The following is a 16,592-nucleotide window of genomic DNA, read 5'->3' as shown; positions in this document are numbered from 1 at the left end:
GCGATGCCCGGCTGCCCCGCGAGGTTCCGTTCCAGGTCTCTTCCCGACCGTGTGACCGGCTGAGCCCGTGCGTGCCGAACGCGTCTTCGCGTACGGCGCCGCCGCCGGCCTCCTCGGTGACCTGCTCCTCGGCGATCCCCGCCGCGGGCATCCGGTCGCCGCGTTCGGCCGCGCCGCCGGTGCCGTGGAGAACATCCTGTGGAGCGACCGCCGGGGGCGGGGCGCGCTGCACACCGCCGTGTGCGTCGGCGCGGCCGCGGCCCTCGGCGCCGGGTCCGCCCGCGCCGTGCGCTCCTCCCCCGCCGCCCGCGTCGCCCTGACCGCGGCCGCCACCTGGGCCGTCGTCGGCGGTACGTCACTCGTCCGCGAGGCCGGCGCCGTCGGGCGCGCGCTGGAGGCCGGCGACGTGGAGGCCGCCCGGGAGCGGCTGCCGCACCTGTGCGGACGCGACCCGCAGTCCCTGGACGCGGACGGGATCGCGCGGGCCGTGGTGGAGTCCGTCGCCGAGAACACCTCGGACGCGGTGGTCGGCGCGCTGGTGTGGGGCGCGGTGGCCGGGGTGCCCGGCCTGCTCGCCTTCCGGGCCGTGAACACCCTCGACGCCATGGTCGGTCACAAGTCGCCCCGGTACCGCCGGTTCGGCTGGGCCTCGGCCCGCCTGGACGACGTGGCGGGCTGGCCGGGGGCCCGGCTGACCGCCCTGCTCGCCGTCGCCGCCGGGGGCGACCCGAGGGGCGCGGTACGGGCCTGGCGCGCCGACGCGAGCGCCCATCCGAGCCCCAACGCCGGTCCCGTCGAGGCGTCCTTCGCGGGCGCCCTCGGGGTGCGGCTCGGCGGCACCCTGTCGTACGGCGGCCGGGTCGAGCACCGGCCGGTGCTGGGCGGCGGCACCGGGCGGGCCGTCCGGGTGAGCGACATCGACCGGGCCGTACGCCTCTCCCGCCGCGTGAGCTGGCTCGCGCTCGGCGTGTGCGCGGGCGCCCGCCTGCTCGGCCGCCGGACGCCCGTCCGCCGGCCGCCCGCGAAAGGACGGACGTCATGAACGGTGGCCTGCTCGTGGCCGGCACCACCTCCGACGCCGGCAAGAGCGTCGTCACCGCCGGGATCTGCCGCTGGCTGGTGCGGCAGGGCGTGAAGGTGGCGCCCTTCAAGGCGCAGAACATGTCCCTCAACTCGTTCGTGACCCGCGAGGGCGCCGAGATCGGGCGGGCGCAGGCCATGCAGGCGCAGGCGTGCCGCGTGGAGCCGACCGCGCTGATGAACCCGGTGCTGCTCAAGCCGGGTGGCGAGCGCAGCAGCCAGGTCGTGCTGCTGGGCCGGGCGGTCGGGGAGATGAGCGCCCGCGGCTACCACGGCGGGCGGCAGCGCGAGCTGCTCGGCACCGTGCTGGAGTGCCTGGCCGAGCTGCGGGGCACGTATGACGCGGTGATCTGCGAGGGGGCGGGCAGTCCGGCGGAGATCAACCTGCGCCGGACCGACATCGTGAACATGGGGATCGCCCGGGGCGCCGGGCTCCCCGTCCTCGTCGTCGGCGACATCGACCGCGGTGGCGTCTTCGCCTCCTTCTTCGGCACGGTGGCGCTGCTCTCACCCGAGGACCAGGCGCTGGTCGCCGGATTCCTGGTGAACAAGTTCCGGGGCGACGTCTCGCTGCTTGAGCCCGGCCTCGACATGCTGCGCGGCCTCACCGGCCGCCGCGCCTACGGTGTACTGCCGTTCCGGCACGGGCTCGGCATCGACGAGGAGGACGGGCTGCGGGTGTCGCTGCGCGGCACCGTCCGGGAGTCGGACACCGCCCCGCCGGCCGGCGAGGACGTGCTGCGGATCGCGGTCTGCGCGGTGCCGCTGATGTCCAACTTCACCGACGTGGACGCGCTGGCCGCCGAGCCCGGCGTGATCGTGCGGTTCGTGGACCGGCCGGCCGAACTGGCCGACGCCGACCTGGTGATCGTGCCGGGGACCCGCGGGACGGTCCGGGCGCTGGAGTGGCTGCGGGAGCGGGGCCTCGCCGACGCGCTCCGCGCCAGGGCCGCCGAACAGCGGCCGGTACTCGGCATCTGCGGCGGCTTCCAGGTGCTCGGCGAGCACATCGAGGACGACGTGGAGAGCCGCCGGGGACAGGTCGCCGGGCTCGGACTGCTGCCCGTGCGGGTGCGGTTCGCGGCCGGGAAGACCCTCGGCCGGCCGGTGGGCGAGGCCCTCGGCGAGCCCGTCGAGGGGTACGAGATCCACCACGGGGTCGCCTCCGTCGAGGGCGGGGAGCCGTTCCTGGACGGCTGCCGGGTCGGCCACACCTGGGGCACCCACTGGCACGGTTCGCTGGAGTCGGACGGCTTCCGGCGGGCGTTCCTGCGCGAGGTGGCCGCCGCCGCGGGCCGCCGCTTCGTCCCCGCCCCCGACACCTCGTTCGGCGCGCTGCGCGAGGAGCAGCTCGACCGGCTCGGCGATCTGATCGAAGAGCACGCGGACACCGACGCGCTGTGGCGGCTCATCGAGTCCGGCGCGCCGCAAGGACTGCCTTTCCTTCCACCTGGAGCGCCCGCATGAGCACTGTGCTGTTGTTGTCGACCGCCGACACGGACCTGTTGGCGGCCCGCGCGTCGGACGCCGCCTACCGGATCGGCAACCCGAACCGGGTCGACGTCCAGGACGAGCTGCCGTCCCTGGTGGCGGGCGCGGACCTCGCCGTCGTCCGGCTGCTCGGCGGCAAGCGGGCCTGGGAGGACGGGCTGGCCGCGCTGAAGGCGTCCGGCATCCCGACCGTGCTGCTCGGCGGCGAGTCGGTGCCGGACGCGGAGCTGATGGCGGAGTCCTCCGTCCCGGCCGGTGTGGTGGCCGAGGCGCTGCGCTACCTCGTGGCGGGCGGCCCCGCCAACCTCACGCAGCTCGCCCGGTTCCTCTCCGACACCGTGCTGCTGACCGGTGAGGGCTTCGACGAGCCGCAGCAGATGCCGGAGTTCGGCGTGCACGGCTCCCGGACCGTCCAGGAGGGCCGTCCGACGGTCGGCGTGCTCTTCTACCGGGCCCACCACCTCAGCGGCAACACCGCGTTCGTGGACACCCTGTGCGACGCGATCGAGGCGCACGGCGCCAACGCGCTGCCCGTGTACTGCGGTTCGCTGCGCGGCGCGGACGCCGGGCTGTACGAGATCCTCGGCCGGGCCGACGCCCTGGTCGCCACGGTCCTCGCGGCGGGCGGCACGCACGCCTCGCAGGCGTCGGCGGGCGGCGACGAGGAGGCCTGGGACATCGGGGCCCTCGCCGACCTGAACGTGCCCGTGCTCCAGGGGCTCTGCCTGACCTCGTCGAAGGCGGCCTGGGAGGCGTCCGACGCCGCCCTCTCCCCCATGGACGCGGCGATGCAGGTCGCCATCCCGGAGTTCGACGGGCGGCTGATCACCGTGCCGTTCTCCTTCAAGGAACAGGGACCGGACGAGGTGCCCGTGTACCGCGCCGACCCCGAGCGGGCCGGGCGGGTCGCCGGGATCGCCGTACGGCACGCGGCGCTCAAGCACAAGGCGAACGCCGACAAGCGGATCGCGCTGGTCTTCACCGCGTACCCGACCAAGCACTCCCGGGTCGGCAACGCGGTCGGCCTTGACACCCCGGTCTCGGCGGTGCGGGTGCTGGACGCGCTGCGGGACGCGGGGTACGGCGTCCACGGCTACCCCGACGACGGTGACGAACTGATCCACCGGCTGATCGAGGCCGGCGGGCACGACGTGGAGTGGCTGACGGAGGACCAGCTCGCCGCCGCGCCCGCGCGGGTGCCGCTGGCCGACTACCGGGCCTGGTTCGAGAAGCTGGACCCGGCGCTGCGGGCGGCGATGACCGAGGCGTGGGGCGAGCCGCCGGGGTCGCTGTACGTCGACGGCGACGACATCGTGCTGGCGTCGCTCCGGTTCGGGAACGTCGTGGTGATGATCCAGCCGCCGCGCGGCTTCGGGGAGAACCCGATCGCGATCTACCACGACCCGGACATGCCGCCCTCCCACCACTACCTGGCGGCCTACCGCTGGCTGGACAACACCTTCGGCGCCGACGCCGTAGTGCACATGGGCAAGCACGGCACGATGGAGTGGCTGCCGGGCAAGGGCCTCGGGCTCGGCGCCGGGTGCGCGCCCGACGCGGTCCTCGGCGACCTGCCGCTGATCTACCCGTTCATCGTCAACGACCCCGGCGAGGGCACCCAGGCCAAGCGGCGCGGGCACGCCACCGTGGTCGACCACCTGGTGCCGCCGATGGCCCGCGCCGACACCTACGGCGACCTGGCCAAGCTGGAGCAGCTCCTCGACGAGTACGCGCTCGTCTCCGACCTGGACCCGGCCAAGGCCCCGGCGGTCCGCGCCCAGATCTGGACCCTGGTCAAGGCCGCCGAACTCCACCACGACCTGCACGTGGACGACCAGCCGGACGACGAGGCCTTCGACGGGTTCGTCATGCACATCGACGGCTACCTGTGCGAGATCAAGGACGTGCAGATCCGCGACGGCCTGCACGTCCTGGGCGGCGGCCCGGTCGGCGAGCCCCGCGTCAACCTGGTCCTCGCGGTGCTGCGCGCCTCGCAGGTGTGGGGCGGGCAGGCGAACGCCCTGCCGGGGCTGCGGGCCTCGCTGGCCGGGCACTTCGGGCTGGTGGAGAAGGACCTGCTGGCCGAGCCGGGCGCCCCGGTGAAGGTGCCGGCCGAGCTGACCGCCCTGGTGGAGGGCCCGGCCCGGACCGGCGCCGACGCGATCGACCTGCTGGAGCAGCTCTGCCGGCGGATCGCGCAGGGCATGGAGGCACGGGACTGGGACCGCACGGCCGCGGCCGCCCTGGTGGGCGAGGTGCTGGACGCCGAACTGCCCGAGGCCGTGGCGGTGGTGGAGTTCGCCTGCGCCGAGGTGGTGCCGCGGCTCGCCCGGACCACGGACGAGATCGGGCACATCCTGCTGGCCCTGGACGGCGGTTACGTCCCGGCCGGTCCGTCCGGGTCGCCCACCCGCGGCCTGGTCAACGTGTTGCCGACCGGCCGGAACTTCTACTCCGTCGACCCCAAGGCGATCCCGTCCCGGCTGAGCTGGGAGGTCGGCCAGTCGCTGGCGGACTCCCTGATCCAGCGGTACCTGACCGACACCGGCGCGTACCCGAAGTCGGTCGGCCTCACCGTGTGGGGCACCTCCGCGATGCGCACCCAGGGCGACGACATCGCCGAGATCCTGGCGCTGCTGGGCTGCCGCCCGGTGTGGGACGACGCCTCGCGCCGGGTGACCGGCTTCGAGATCGTGCCCCTCGACGAGCTGGGCCGCCCGCGGGTCGACGTCACGGTCCGCATCTCCGGTTTCTTCCGGGACGCGTTCCCGCACGTGATCGGCCTGATCGACGACGCGGTGCGGGCGGTGGCCGAGCTGGCGGAGCCCGCCGGGTCCAACTACGTGCGGGCGCACGCCGACGAGGACACCGCCGGGCACGGCGACCGGCGCCGGGCCACCGCCCGCGTCTTCGGCTCCAAGCCGGGCGCGTACGGCGCGGGGCTGCTGCCGCTGATCGACGCCCGCAACTGGCGCTCGGACGCCGACCTCGCCGAGGTGTACGCGGTGTGGGGCGGCTACGCCTACGGGCGCGGACTCGACGGGCGGGCGGCGCGCGGGGACATGGAGACGGCGTTCCGGCGGATCGCGGTGGCGGCGAAGAACGTCGACACCCGTGAGCACGACCTGGTCGACGCCGACGACTACTTCCAGTACCACGGCGGCATGGTCGCCATGGTGCGGCACCTGACGGGCGCGAGCCCCGAGGCGTACGTCGGTGACTCGGCCACCCCCGACCAGGTCAAGACCCGCACGCTGGGCGAGGAGACGCACCGGGTGTTCCGCGCCCGGGTGGTCAACCCGCGCTGGATGGCGGCGATGCGGCGCCACGGCTACAAGGGCGCCTTCGAGATGGCGGCGACCGTCGACTACCTCTTCGGCTACGACGCCACCGCGGGGGTCGTGGACGACTGGATGTACGAGAAGCTCAGCGCCGAGTACGTCTTCGACCCGGAGAACCGGGACTTCATGAAGAAGTCCAACCCGTGGGCGCTGCGCGGGATCACCGAACGGCTGCTGGAGGCCGCCGACCGCGGCCTGTGGGCGGAGCCGGACGCTCGGACGCTGGAGCGGCTGCGCGCCACCTATCTGGAACTCGAAGGCGACTTGGAGGGTGACGACAAGTGAGTACCCCGTTCCCGTTCACGGCCGTCGTCGGTCAGGACGATCTGCGGCTCGCGCTGCTGCTGAACGCCGTCTCGCCGGCCGTCGGCGGTGTGCTGGTGCGTGGCGAGAAGGGCACCGCGAAGTCCACGGCCGTGCGGGCGCTGTCGGCGCTGATGCCGGGGGTGGACGTCGTCTCCGGGTGCCGTTTCTCCTGCGACCCGGACGCCCCGGACCCCGGCTGCCCGGACGGCCCGCACGAGCCGGGGGCCTTCGAGTCCCGGCCGGCCCGGATGGTCGAGCTGCCCGTCGGCGCCTCCGAGGACCGGCTGGTCGGCGCGCTCGACATCGAGCGGGCCCTGGCCGAGGGCGTGAAGGCGTTCGAGCCGGGCCTGCTGGCCGACGCCCACCGCGGCATCCTCTACGTCGACGAGGTCAACCTCCTCCACGACCACCTGGTCGACCTCCTCCTGGACGCCGCCGCGATGGGCGCCTCGTACGTGGAGCGCGAGGGCGTCTCCGTGCGGCACGCGGCGCGGTTCCTGCTGGTGGGCACCATGAACCCGGAGGAGGGGGAACTGCGCCCGCAGTTGCTCGACCGGTTCGGGCTGACCGTGGAGGTCGCGGCCTCGCGCGAACCCGACCAGCGGGTCGAGGTGGTACGGCGCCGGCTGGCGTACGACGACGATCCCGCCGGGTTCGCGGTGCGCTGGGCCGACGAGGAGGCCGCCGTACGGGCGCGGATCGTGGCGGCGCGGGAGCTGCTGCCGTCGGTGCGGCTCGGGGACGGGGCGCTGCGGCAGATCGCGGCGACCTGCGCGGCGTTCGAGGTGGACGGCATGCGGGCCGACATCGTGATGGCGCGCACGGCGACCGCGCTGGCGGCGTGGGCCGGGCGGACCGAGGTGCTGGCGGAGGACGTGCGGCAGGCCGCGCTGCTGGCGCTCCCGCACCGCAAGCGGCGCAACCCGTTCGACGCGCCGGGCCTCGACGAGGACAAGCTGGACGAGACGCTGGAGCAGTTCGGCGGGCCGGACGACGAGGACCCCGACCCGGACGGCGGTCCGGACGGCGGTCCGGACGGCCCCGGTGACGGGGGCGGTCAGCCGCCTTCCGAGGGCCCCGAGGGTTCTGAGAGTCCCGAGGGTTCTGAGAGTCCCGAGGGCCCCGAGGGTTCTGAGAGTCCCGAGGGTTCCGAGGGTTCTGAGAGTTCCGAGGGCGGTGACACCGCCGCGCGGCCGGAGGCCGGGGAGGACGGTGAGCCGCGGCCGTCCGGCGCCGGCGGCGGCGAGCAGTCCGCCGTACGGGCGGCGGAGCCGTTCCGTACCAAGGTGCTGAGCGTGCCGGGTCTGGGTGAGGGCGCGGCCGGGCGGCGGTCGCGGGCCCGGACGGAGCACGGGCGGACCACCGGGGCCCGGCGGCCCCGGGGCGCGCTGACCAAGCTGCACCTGGCCGCGACCGTGCGGGCCGCCGCTCCGCACCAGCGGGCGCGGGGCCGCTCGGGTCCGGGGCTGGTGATCCGGCGGGACGATCTGCGGCAGGCGACCCGGGAGGGGCGGGAGGGCAACCTCGTGCTGTTCGTCGTGGACGCCTCCGGGTCGATGGCGGCGCGGCAGCGGATGAGCGCGGTGAAGGGGGCCGTGCTGTCGCTGCTGCTCGACGCCTATCAGCGGCGGGACAAGGTGGGGCTGGTGACCTTCCGGGGGTCGGCGGCCGAGGTGGCGCTGCCGCCGACGTCGTCGGTGGACGCGGCGGCGGTGCGGCTGGAGTCGCTGCCCACGGGCGGGCGTACGCCGTTGGCGGCCGGGTTGCTCAGGGCGCACGAGGTGCTGCGGGTGGAGCGGCTGCGGGACGCGGCGCGGCGGGCGCTGGTGGTGGTGGTGACCGACGGGCGGGCCACGGGTGGTCCGGAGCCGGTGGCGCTGGCCTCGCGGGCGGCGCGGCTGTTCGCGGCCGACGGTGTCGCCTCGGTGGTCGTGGACTGCGAGTCGGGGCCGGTGCGGCTGGGGCTGGCCGGGCAGCTCGCGGGTGAGCTGGGGGGCGGTGCCGTGACGCTGGACGAGTTGCGGGCGGAGTCGATCGCCGGTCTGGTGAAGGACGTACAGAGGAGGGCCGCGTAATGCCGCAGGGACAGCCGAGTGTCATCCCCGACGACGGTCTGACGACCCGTCAGCGGCGTAACCGGCCGCTGGTCGTCGTGCACACGGGCATCGGCAAGGGCAAGTCCACGGCCGCCTTCGGCCTGGCGCTGCGCGCCTGGAACCAGGGCTGGCCGATCGGGGTGTTCCAGTTCGTGAAGTCGGCGAAGTGGAAGGTCGGCGAGGAGAACGCGCTGCGGGTGCTGGGCGCCTCCGGCGAGGGCGGGTCCGTCGACTGGCACAAGATGGGCGAGGGCTGGTCCTGGGTGCAGCGGGACCCGCTCGGCGACAACGCAAGCAACGAGGAGAAGGCCCGCGAGGGCTGGGAGCAGGTCAAACGCGACCTGGCGGCCGAGACGTACAAGCTGTACGTGCTGGACGAGTTCGCGTACCCGATGCACTGGGGCTGGGTCGACACCGACGAGGTGGTGGAGGTGCTGCGCGACCGGCCCGGCACCCAGCATGTGGTGATCACGGGACGGAACGCGCCGGGGAAGCTGGTGGACTTCGCCGATCTCGTGACCGACATGTCCAAGGTCAAGCACCCCATGGACGCCGGGCAGAAGGGGCAGAGGGGCATCGAGTGGTGACCGGCTCGTCCGTGCCCCGGCTGGTCGTCGCCGCGCCGGCCTCCGGCAGCGGCAAGACCACCGTCGCCACGGGGCTGATGGCCGCGTTCGCCGCGCGGGGGCTCGCCGTGTCCCCGCACAAGGTCGGGCCGGACTACATCGACCCCGGGTACCACGCGCTCGCCACCGGGCGGCCGGGACGGAACCTCGACGCGTACCTGTGCGGGACGGAGCTGATCGCCCCGCTGTTCCTGCACGGGGCGCGGGGCTGTGACCTCGCGGTCGTCGAGGGTGTGATGGGGCTGTTCGACGGCGCCGCCGGGGAGGGCGAACTGGCGTCCACCGCGCAGGTCGCCACGTTGCTGCGGGCGCCGGTCGTCCTGGTGGTCGACGCGTCCTCGCAGTCGCGGTCGGTGGCGGCGCTGGTGCACGGGTTCGCCTCCTGGGACCCGCGGGTGCGGATCGGGGGCGTGATCCTGAACAAGGTCGGTTCCGACCGGCACGAGGAGCTGCTGCGGGAGGCGCTGGACTCGGCCGGGGTGCCGGTCCTCGGCGTGCTGCGGCGGGCGCCTCAGGTGGAGACGCCGTCCCGGCACCTGGGGCTGGTGCCGGTCGCCGAGCGGGGCGCTCAGGCCGTCGACGCGGTGGCCGCCATGGCCGCGCAGGTCGCCCTCGGGTGTGATCTGGACGCCCTTGAGCGGCTCGCCCGGTCCGCCGGGCCGCTGCCGGAGGGCTCCGCCCCCTGGACCCCGGGACCTTCGCCCGCTCCCGGCCGGCCACCTCGGCCGGCCGGGACGTCACCGGCGAAACCCCGCGTCGCCGTCGCCGGCGGGCCCGCCTTCACCTTCTCCTACGCCGAGCACACCGAGCTGCTCGCCGCGGCCGGCGCCGAGGTCGTCACCTTCGACCCGCTGCGGGACGAGGCCCTTCCCGAGGGGACCGCCGGGCTGGTCGTCGGCGGCGGGTTCCCCGAGGTGTACGCCGCCGAGCTGTCGGCCAACGAGCCGCTGCGCGGGGCGGTGGCCGCACTCGCCCTCGGCGGCGCTCCCGTCGCCGCCGAGTGCGCGGGGCTGCTCTACCTCTGCCGGGAGCTGGACGGGCTGCCCATGTGCGGGGTGCTGGACGCCGCGGGGCGGATGTCCGAGCGGCTGACGCTGGGCTACCGGGACGCGGTGGCCGTGTCGGACAGCGCGCTGGCCGTCGCGGGGACGCGGCTGCGGGGGCACGAGTTCCACCGGACGGTGGTGGCGCCGGGGGCCGGGGCGGCTCCGGCGTGGGGGGTGCGCGCGCCCGAGCGGCGCGTCGAGGGTTTCGTACAGCGAGGTGTGCACGCGAGCTATCTGCACACGCACTGGGCGGCCGAGCCCGGTGTCGCCCGTCGGTTCGTGGAGAGGTGCCGGACGTCATGAGCAGCAGGCTGATCGGAGTCGGGGTGGGCCCCGGCGACCCCGAGCTGGTGACCGTCAAGGGCGTCAACGCCCTGCGCGCGGCGGACGTCGTCGTGGTGCCGGTGATGGCCGCGCCCGACGGGAAGGACGGCGGGGAGCCCGGCCGGGCCGAGGCGACCGTGCTGCACTACGTACCCGGCGAGAAGGTCGTCCGGGTCGTGTTCGCGCTCAACGAGCGCACCGACCGGGCGCGCCGGGAGGCCGCCTGGGACGTGGCCGGTGAGCGGGTGGCGGGGCTGCTGCGGGCGCACGGCCGCGTCGCCTTCGCGACCATCGGCGACCCGAACGTGTACTCGACGTTCACCTATCTCGCGCAGACGGTCGCCGCGGCGGTGCCGGGGACGGTCGTGGAGACCGTACCGGGCATCACCGCCATGCAGGACCTGGCGGCGCGGTCCGGAGCCGTGCTGACCGAGGGGACCGAGCCGCTGACGCTGGTGCCGGTGACCGCGGGGGCCGCCGTGCTGAAGGACGCGCTGAACGGGCCGGGGACGGTCGTGGCGTACAAGTTCGGGCGGCAGGCGGCCGAGGTGGCCGAGGCGCTGCGGGAGTCCGGGCGGCTGGCGGACGCGGTGTGGGGGTCGGCGCTCGGGCTGCCCGAGGAGTCGATCCGGGCCGCCGCCGAGCTGACCGAGGGGCCGCTGCCGTATCTGTCGACGCTGATCGCGCCCGCGCGGCGCGGGGGCGGCCGGGGCGGCAAACTGTGACCCCGGGCAGATCCGGTCGGCCCGGACCGGGCCGCTCACTCGGCGACGCCGACCACCAGCCAGATGAACCCGGCGCCCGCGACCGTGCACAGCAGGGTGGAGCGGGCGGGGTGGTCGTGGTGGGCCTCGGGAAGGATCTCGGCGGCGGCGAGGTAGAGCAGTACGCCGCCGAACAGTCCGAGATAGGCGCCGAGGGCCTGCTCGGGGATGGTGAAGAGCAGGGTCGAGGCGGCGCCCAGCACGGGTGCGCAGGCGTCGGCGACCAGCATGGCGACGGCCCTGCGGCGGGCGTTCCCGTAGAGGCTGGTGAGCGTGTAGGTGTTGAAGCCGTCCGCGAAGTCGTGGGCGACGACCGCCATGGCGACCGCCGTGCCCATGCCGCCGCCGACCTGGAAGGCGGCGCCGATCGCCACGCCGTCCATCGCGCTGTGCCCGACCATCGCCGCGGCCGCCGTCAGTCCCACCTCGGGCGAGCGGGGGCCGTGCTCGGCGCCGCCGTGCGCGGCCCGGCGGGCCGCGAGCAGCCGTTCCACCAGGTGGGCGAGGAGGAACCCGGCGACGAACAGCAGCAGCGCCTCCGGTACGCCGAACACCTCGCGGTCGGCCGCCCGGAGCGCTTCCGGCAGCAGGTCGAGGCCGACCACGCCCAGCATCAGGCCGCCGGCCAGGCCGAGCACCAGGTGGCGGCGGTCGGTCACCCGCTGTGCCGTCCAGCCGCCGGCCAGCGTCATCAGGAACGCGCCGAGCGCGACGAGGACCGCCATGTGCCCTTGCTATCCGATCGGGCCGCGTCCGCGCGCGTCCGACAGCGGCAATCGCAGTAATTATGTGTAGGAGAGGACCCGAATCCATGGCCGATGCCCCCACCGGCAAGGTGACCTTCGTCGGTGCCGGCCCCGGCGCCGCCGATCTGCTGACGTTCCGCGCCGCGCGCGCCATCGCCGACGCCGACATCGTGATCTGGGCGGCCAGCCTGGTGCAGGCGGAGGTCCTCCAGCACGCGCGTGAGGACGCCGAGGTGCTCGACTCCGCGACGATGTCGCTGGAGGACGTCGTCGCCGTCTACGAGCGGGCCCGGCGGGACGGCCTGGCCGTGGCCCGCATCCACTCCGGCGACCCCGCGCTGTGGGGCGGCACGCAGGAACAGCTCGACCGGTGCGCGCTGATCGGGGTGGCGACCGAGATCGTGCCCGGTGTCTCCTCGTTCTCCGCCGTGGCCGCGCTGGCCCAGCGGGAGCTGACCATCCCGGAGGTCGCGCAGTCCGTGATCCTGACCCGGCTGGGCGGCGGCAAGACGCCGATGCCGCCCGGTGAGGAGGTCCGCGAGTTCGCCCGGCACGGCACGACCATGGCGCTCTTCCTGTCGGCGGCGCGCAGCGGGCAGCTCGTGCGGGAGCTGCTGGAGGGCGGCTACCCGACGGAGACGCCGGTGGTCGTCGCGTACCAGGTGACCTGGCCGGAGGAGCTGGTCGTGAAGTGCACGGTCGGGACGCTGGAGGAGACCGTCAAGGAGCACAAGCTGTGGAAACACACGCTGTTCCTGGTCGGACCGGCCCTCGACGCGCACGGCACCCGCTCGCACCTGTACCACCCGGGGCACTTCCACGGTTTCCGCAAGGCCGACCCCGAGGCCCGCAGGGCGCTGCGCGGCCGGAAGGCGAACGACGTCAAGAGTGAAGGAGCCGCCAAGTGAGTCGGCAACGGCAGGTGATCGGCCTGGTCTCCGCCACGGCGGCGGGCGCGGCGGCCCGCGACCGGCTGGCCGCGGCGTGGCCGGAGCGCACCCGGGTGTACGAGGGTCCGGTCGGGGACGCCGTACGGGCCGCGTTCGCGGAGTGCGGGCGGCTGGTGTGCTTCCTCGCGACCGGTGCCGTGGTGCGGCTCGTCGCCCCGCTGCTGGACGACAAGCGGACCGACCCGGGGGTGGTCTGCGTCGACGAGGCCGGGCGGTTCGCGGTGTCGCTGGTCGGCGGGCACGGCGGCGGTGCCAACGCGCTCGCCCGTGAGGTGGCCGCGGTGCTGGGCGCCGAGCCGGTGGTGACGACGGCGACGGACGCGGTGGAGCTGCCGGGCCTCGACACGCTGGGGCTGCCCGTCGAGGGCGACGTGGCCGGGGTGACCCGGGCGCTGCTGGACGGCGAGCCGGTGGTGCTGCGGGCCGAGGTGGCCTGGCCGCTGCCGCCGCTGCCGGTGACGCCGGCAGCGGCCGGACCCTCACCGGTCGAGGAGGGCCCGGCCGGGGAGCGCCCGGCCGGAGGGTCGTACACGATCCGGGTGACGGACCGGCTGATCGAAGGGGCGCAGGCGGCTGAGGGGGCCGGGGCGGGCGAGCGGGAGGTCGTGCTGCGTCCGCCGTCGCTCGTGGTCGGGGTCGGTGCCTCGCGGGGCGCGCCCGTCGAGGAGGTGTTCGGCCTGGTGACGGCCGCCCTGCGGGAGGCGGGACTGTCGGCCGCCTCGGTGGCCGAGCTGGCCACCGTGGACGCGAAGGCCGAGGAGCCCGGCATCGTCGCCGCCGCCGGGCGGCTCGGCGTACCGCTGGTGACGTACCCGGCCGAGGAGCTGGCCGGTGTCGAGGTGCCCCACCCCTCCGACGCGCCGCTCGCCGCCGTCGGCACCCCGTCCGTCGCGGAGGCCGCCGCCCTGCTGCGCGGCGGCGAACTCCTCGTGCCCAAGCGGAAGTCGGAGCGCGCCGACGGCAGGCCGGCGCGGGCGACCTGCGCCGTCGTACGGCGCCCCGCGCGCGGGCGGCTCGCGGTGGTCGGGCTCGGGCCGGGCGCCCGGGACCTGGTGACGCCGCGGGCCACCGCGGAGCTGCGGCGGGCCTCGGTCCTGGTCGGCCTGGACCAGTACGTCGACCAGATCCGGGACCTGCTGCGGCCCGGCACCAGGATTCTGGAGTCGGGGCTCGGCGCCGAGGAGGAGCGGGCCCGCACCGCGGTCGAGGAGGCCCGGCGCGGGCAGGCCGTCGCCCTGATCGGCAGCGGTGACGCGGGGGTGTACGCGATGGCCTCGCCCGCGCTCGCCGAGGCGTCCGACGACATCGACGTGGTCGGGGTGCCGGGCGTGACGGCGGCGCTGGCGGCCGGGGCGATCCTGGGCGCGCCGCTCGGCCACGACCACGTCTCCATCAGCCTGTCCGACCTGCACACGCCGTGGGAGGTCATCGAGCGCCGGGTGCGCGCGGCGGCCGAGGCCGACCTCGTCGTGACGTTCTACAACCCGCGCAGCCGGGGCCGCGACTGGCAGTTGCCGAAGGCGCTCGCGATCCTGGCCGGGCACCGGGAGCCGGCCACACCGGTCGGGGTGGTGCGCAACGCCTCGCGCGCCGACGAGTCCAGCCGGCTGACGACGCTGGCCGCCCTGGACCCGGCGACCGTCGACATGATGACGGTGGTCACCGTCGGCAACACCGCGACCCGCGAGATCGCCGGCCGCATGGTGACGCCGCGCGGCTACCGCTGGCAGGAGACGCCACGGTGACCGACGCCCCCCTGCCCCCGCCCCTTCCCTCGCCCCACTCCCCCTCCCCTGTCCCGTCCCACGCCCTTCGAGGAGATGCCGTGACCACCCCGCCCGCCCCGCCCGCCCTGCTCATCGCCGGACACGGCACCCGGGACGAGGCCGGAGCCGAGGCGTTCCGCGACTTCGTCGGGGAACTGGGCCGGCGCCACCCCGAACTGCCCGTCGCCGGGGGTTTCATCGAGCTGTCCCCGCCGCCGCTGGGCGACGCGGTCGCCGACCTGGTGGAGCGGGGCGTGCGCCGGTTCGCCGCGGTGCCGCTGATGCTGGTCTCCGCCGGGCACGCCAAGGGGGACATCCCGGCGGCGCTGGCCCGCGAGAAGGAGCGGCACCCCGGCGTCTCGTACACCTACGGCCGTCCGCTGGGCCCGCACCCGGCGCTGCTGCGGGTGCTGGAGCGCCGGCTGGCCCAGGCGATGGACCCCGGGTGGGACCCGGCCGGGGTGACCGTGCTGCTGGTCGGGCGCGGGTCCACCGACCCGGACGCCAACGCCGAGGTGTTCAAGGCGGCGCGGCTGCTGTGGGAGGGCCGCGGGTACGCGGGGGTGGAGACGGCGTTCGTGTCGCTGGCCCGGCCGGACGTGCCGGGCGGCCTCGACCGGTGTGCGCGGCTGGGCGCGGAACGTGTCGTGGTCCTGCCGTACTTCCTGTTCACCGGCATCCTCCCGGACCGGGTGCGGCTCCAGACCGAACAGTGGGCCGCCGCGCACCCTGGGACTGCGGTGCGCTCGGCGGACGTCATCGGGCCCGAGCCGGAGCTGCTGGACCTGGTCTGGGAGCGGTACGAGGAGGCGGTCCGGGGCGATCTGCGGATGAACTGTGACTCCTGCGTGTACCGGATCGCGCTGCCCGGCTTCGAGGACAAGGTGGGGGCGGCGCAGCAGCCGCACTTCCACCCCGACGACGACGGCCACCACCACGGGCACGGGCACGCGCACTCCCATGCGCGCTGAGACCGGGGCCGGGGGTCCCGACCTGCGGCACCACGGGGACGCCGAGGTCCGCGACGCGGGTGGGGACCTGGTGGACCTCGCGGTGAACGTCCGCGCGGACACCCCGCCGGGCTGGCTCCGCGACCGCCTGGCCGCCTCGCTGGGCTCGCTCGCGGCCTACCCCGACGGGCGGGCGGCGCGGGCGGCGGTGGCCGCGCGGCACGGGCTGCCGGTGGAGCGGGTGCTGCTGACGGCGGGTTCGGCGGAGGCGTTCGTGCTGCTGGCGCGGGCGTCGAAGACGCGCCGGCCGGTGGTGGTGCACCCCCAGTTCACCGAGCCGGAGGCGGCGCTGCGGGACGCGGGGCACACCGTGGACCGGGTGCTGCTGCGGGCGCGGGACGGCTTCCGTCTTGACCCGGCGGCCGTGCCCGAGGACGCCGACCTGGTGGTGGTCGGGAACCCCACCAACCCCACCTCGGTGCTGCACCCGGCCGCCGCGATCGCCGCGCTGGCCCGCCCCGGGCGGACGCTGGTGGTGGACGAGGCGTTCATGGACGCGGTGCCGGGCGAGCGGGAGGCGCTGGCCGGGCGCACGGACGTGCCCGGCCTGGTCGTGCTGCGCAGCCTGACCAAGACCTGGGGGCTGGCCGGGCTGCGTGTCGGGTACGTCCTCGCGGACCCGGAGACGGTCGCCGGACTGGCGCGCGCCCAGCCGCTGTGGCCGGTGTCCACGCCCGCGCTGGTGGCGGCCGAGGCGTGCGTGGCGCCCCGGGCGCTGGCGGAGGCCGCGCACGCCGCCCACCGCGTCGCCGCGGACCGGGACCGGCTCGTCGCGGGTCTCGCCGGGTTCGCCGGCCGGGGGCTGCGGGTCGTGGCGCCCGCCGAGGGGCCCTTCCTCCTGATCCGCCTGCCACAGGCCACCGCCGTACGCCGCCGGCTGCGCGACCTCGGGTACGCGGTCCGGCGCGGGGACACCTTCCCCGGCCTGGGCGCGCAGTGGCTGCGGCTGGCGGTACGGGACCGGGCGACGACGGACGGCTTCCTGCACGCGCTGGCGCGTGCGCTGCCGGAGACGGACGGGTGAACGGGACGGGGTCGGGGTCGGG

12 protein-coding genes are annotated in these 16,592 nt (G+C 75.5%); 11 read left to right on the top strand and 1 reads right to left on the bottom strand.

The annotated features are described in order from the left end of the window. Nucleotides 1–67: 67 nt before the first annotated feature. Genes ABEB00_RS13490 through cobI form a run of 7 tightly spaced genes read left to right on the top strand, consistent with a single transcriptional unit; the run spans nt 68 to nt 11,035 of the window. Nucleotides 68–1,042, top strand: a complete 975-nt coding sequence (locus ABEB00_RS13490) for a cobalamin biosynthesis protein (protein WP_345619747.1) — start codon at nt 68–70, stop codon at nt 1,040–1,042. Next, a complete protein-coding gene (locus ABEB00_RS13485; RefSeq protein ID WP_345619746.1) occupies nt 1,039–2,547 on the top strand; it encodes a cobyric acid synthase in 1,509 nt (502 codons plus the stop codon). The genes ABEB00_RS13490 and ABEB00_RS13485 overlap by 4 nt, the downstream gene beginning before the upstream one ends. Then, nucleotides 2,544–6,197, top strand: coding sequence for a cobaltochelatase subunit CobN (cobN, locus tag ABEB00_RS13480; RefSeq protein ID WP_345619744.1), 3,654 nt, complete (start codon nt 2,544–2,546; stop codon nt 6,195–6,197). Before ABEB00_RS13485 ends, cobN begins: the two co-directional genes overlap by 4 nt. Next, nucleotides 6,194–8,293 carry a putative cobaltochelatase gene (locus ABEB00_RS13475; RefSeq protein ID WP_345619743.1) on the top strand — a complete coding sequence of 700 codons (2,100 nt, stop codon included), beginning with the start codon at nt 6,194–6,196 and terminating at the stop codon, nt 8,291–8,293. The genes cobN and ABEB00_RS13475 overlap by 4 nt, the downstream gene beginning before the upstream one ends. Further along, nucleotides 8,293–8,901: a cob(I)yrinic acid a,c-diamide adenosyltransferase gene (gene cobO / locus ABEB00_RS13470; protein ID WP_345619742.1), complete on the top strand. Its 609-nt coding sequence runs from the start codon at nt 8,293–8,295 to the stop codon at nt 8,899–8,901. Before ABEB00_RS13475 ends, cobO begins: the two co-directional genes overlap by 1 nt. Further along, entirely contained in the window at nt 8,898–10,289 is a 1,392-nt protein-coding gene (locus ABEB00_RS13465; RefSeq protein ID WP_345619741.1) for a cobyrinic acid a,c-diamide synthase CobB, read from the top strand. The genes cobO and ABEB00_RS13465 overlap by 4 nt, the downstream gene beginning before the upstream one ends. Further along, nucleotides 10,286–11,035 (top strand): precorrin-2 C(20)-methyltransferase, encoded by a 750-nt coding sequence (gene cobI / locus ABEB00_RS13460; protein WP_345619740.1) that lies wholly within the window; start codon nt 10,286–10,288, stop codon nt 11,033–11,035. The genes ABEB00_RS13465 and cobI overlap by 4 nt, the downstream gene beginning before the upstream one ends. Nucleotides 11,036–11,070: 35 nt before the next feature. Here cobI and ABEB00_RS13455 read toward each other — a convergent pair whose 3' ends face one another. Next, complete coding sequence (locus ABEB00_RS13455; protein WP_345619739.1) at nt 11,071–11,799, bottom strand: ZIP family metal transporter; 729 nt, start codon at nt 11,797–11,799, stop codon at nt 11,071–11,073. An 86-nt stretch (nt 11,800–11,885) separates the two neighbouring features. On the opposite strand from ABEB00_RS13455, the gene cobM reads away from it, so the two are divergent. From cobM to cobC, 4 genes are all read left to right on the top strand, one after another. Next, nucleotides 11,886–12,728 carry a precorrin-4 C(11)-methyltransferase gene (gene cobM / locus ABEB00_RS13450; RefSeq protein WP_345619737.1) on the top strand — a complete coding sequence of 281 codons (843 nt, stop codon included), beginning with the start codon at nt 11,886–11,888 and terminating at the stop codon, nt 12,726–12,728. A 14-nt stretch (nt 12,729–12,742) separates the two neighbouring features. Beyond that, a complete protein-coding gene (gene cobJ / locus ABEB00_RS13445) occupies nt 12,743–14,515 on the top strand; it encodes a precorrin-3B C(17)-methyltransferase (protein WP_345619824.1) in 1,773 nt (590 codons plus the stop codon). Between the two features lie 80 nt (nt 14,516–14,595). Then, nucleotides 14,596–15,507 (top strand): sirohydrochlorin chelatase, encoded by a 912-nt coding sequence (locus ABEB00_RS13440; RefSeq protein WP_345619735.1) that lies wholly within the window; start codon nt 14,596–14,598, stop codon nt 15,505–15,507. Further along, nucleotides 15,497–16,570, top strand: coding sequence for an Rv2231c family histidinol phosphate aminotransferase CobC (cobC, locus tag ABEB00_RS13435; protein WP_345619734.1), 1,074 nt, complete (start codon nt 15,497–15,499; stop codon nt 16,568–16,570). The genes ABEB00_RS13440 and cobC overlap by 11 nt, the downstream gene beginning before the upstream one ends. Nucleotides 16,571–16,592 lie beyond the last annotated feature (22 nt).

It is taken from the genome of Streptomyces ziwulingensis (assembly GCF_039542605.1).
Classification (GTDB): Bacteria; Actinomycetota; Actinomycetes; order Streptomycetales; family Streptomycetaceae; genus Streptomyces; species Streptomyces ziwulingensis.
Note: the sequence above shows the minus strand (reverse complement) of the source record. Positions and strands in the feature narration are given on the sequence as shown.

Bases quoted from the DNA above. Each gene is read 5' to 3' on its own strand.
- cobC (WP_345619734.1), top strand. From the start codon at position 15,497: ATGCGCGCTGAGACCGGGGCCGGGGGTCCCGACCTGCGGCACCACGGG.
- cobM (WP_345619737.1), top strand. From the start codon at position 11,886: ATGGCCGATGCCCCCACCGGCAAGGTGACCTTCGTCGGTGCCGGCCCC.
- cobO (WP_345619742.1), top strand. From the start codon at position 8,293: ATGCCGCAGGGACAGCCGAGTGTCATCCCCGACGACGGTCTGACGACC.
- ABEB00_RS13455 (WP_345619739.1), bottom strand. From the start codon at position 11,799: ATGGCGGTCCTCGTCGCGCTCGGCGCGTTCCTGATGACGCTGGCCGGC.
- cobI (WP_345619740.1), top strand. From the start codon at position 10,286: ATGAGCAGCAGGCTGATCGGAGTCGGGGTGGGCCCCGGCGACCCCGAG.
- ABEB00_RS13485 (WP_345619746.1), top strand. From the start codon at position 1,039: ATGAACGGTGGCCTGCTCGTGGCCGGCACCACCTCCGACGCCGGCAAG.
- cobN (WP_345619744.1), top strand. From the start codon at position 2,544: ATGAGCACTGTGCTGTTGTTGTCGACCGCCGACACGGACCTGTTGGCG.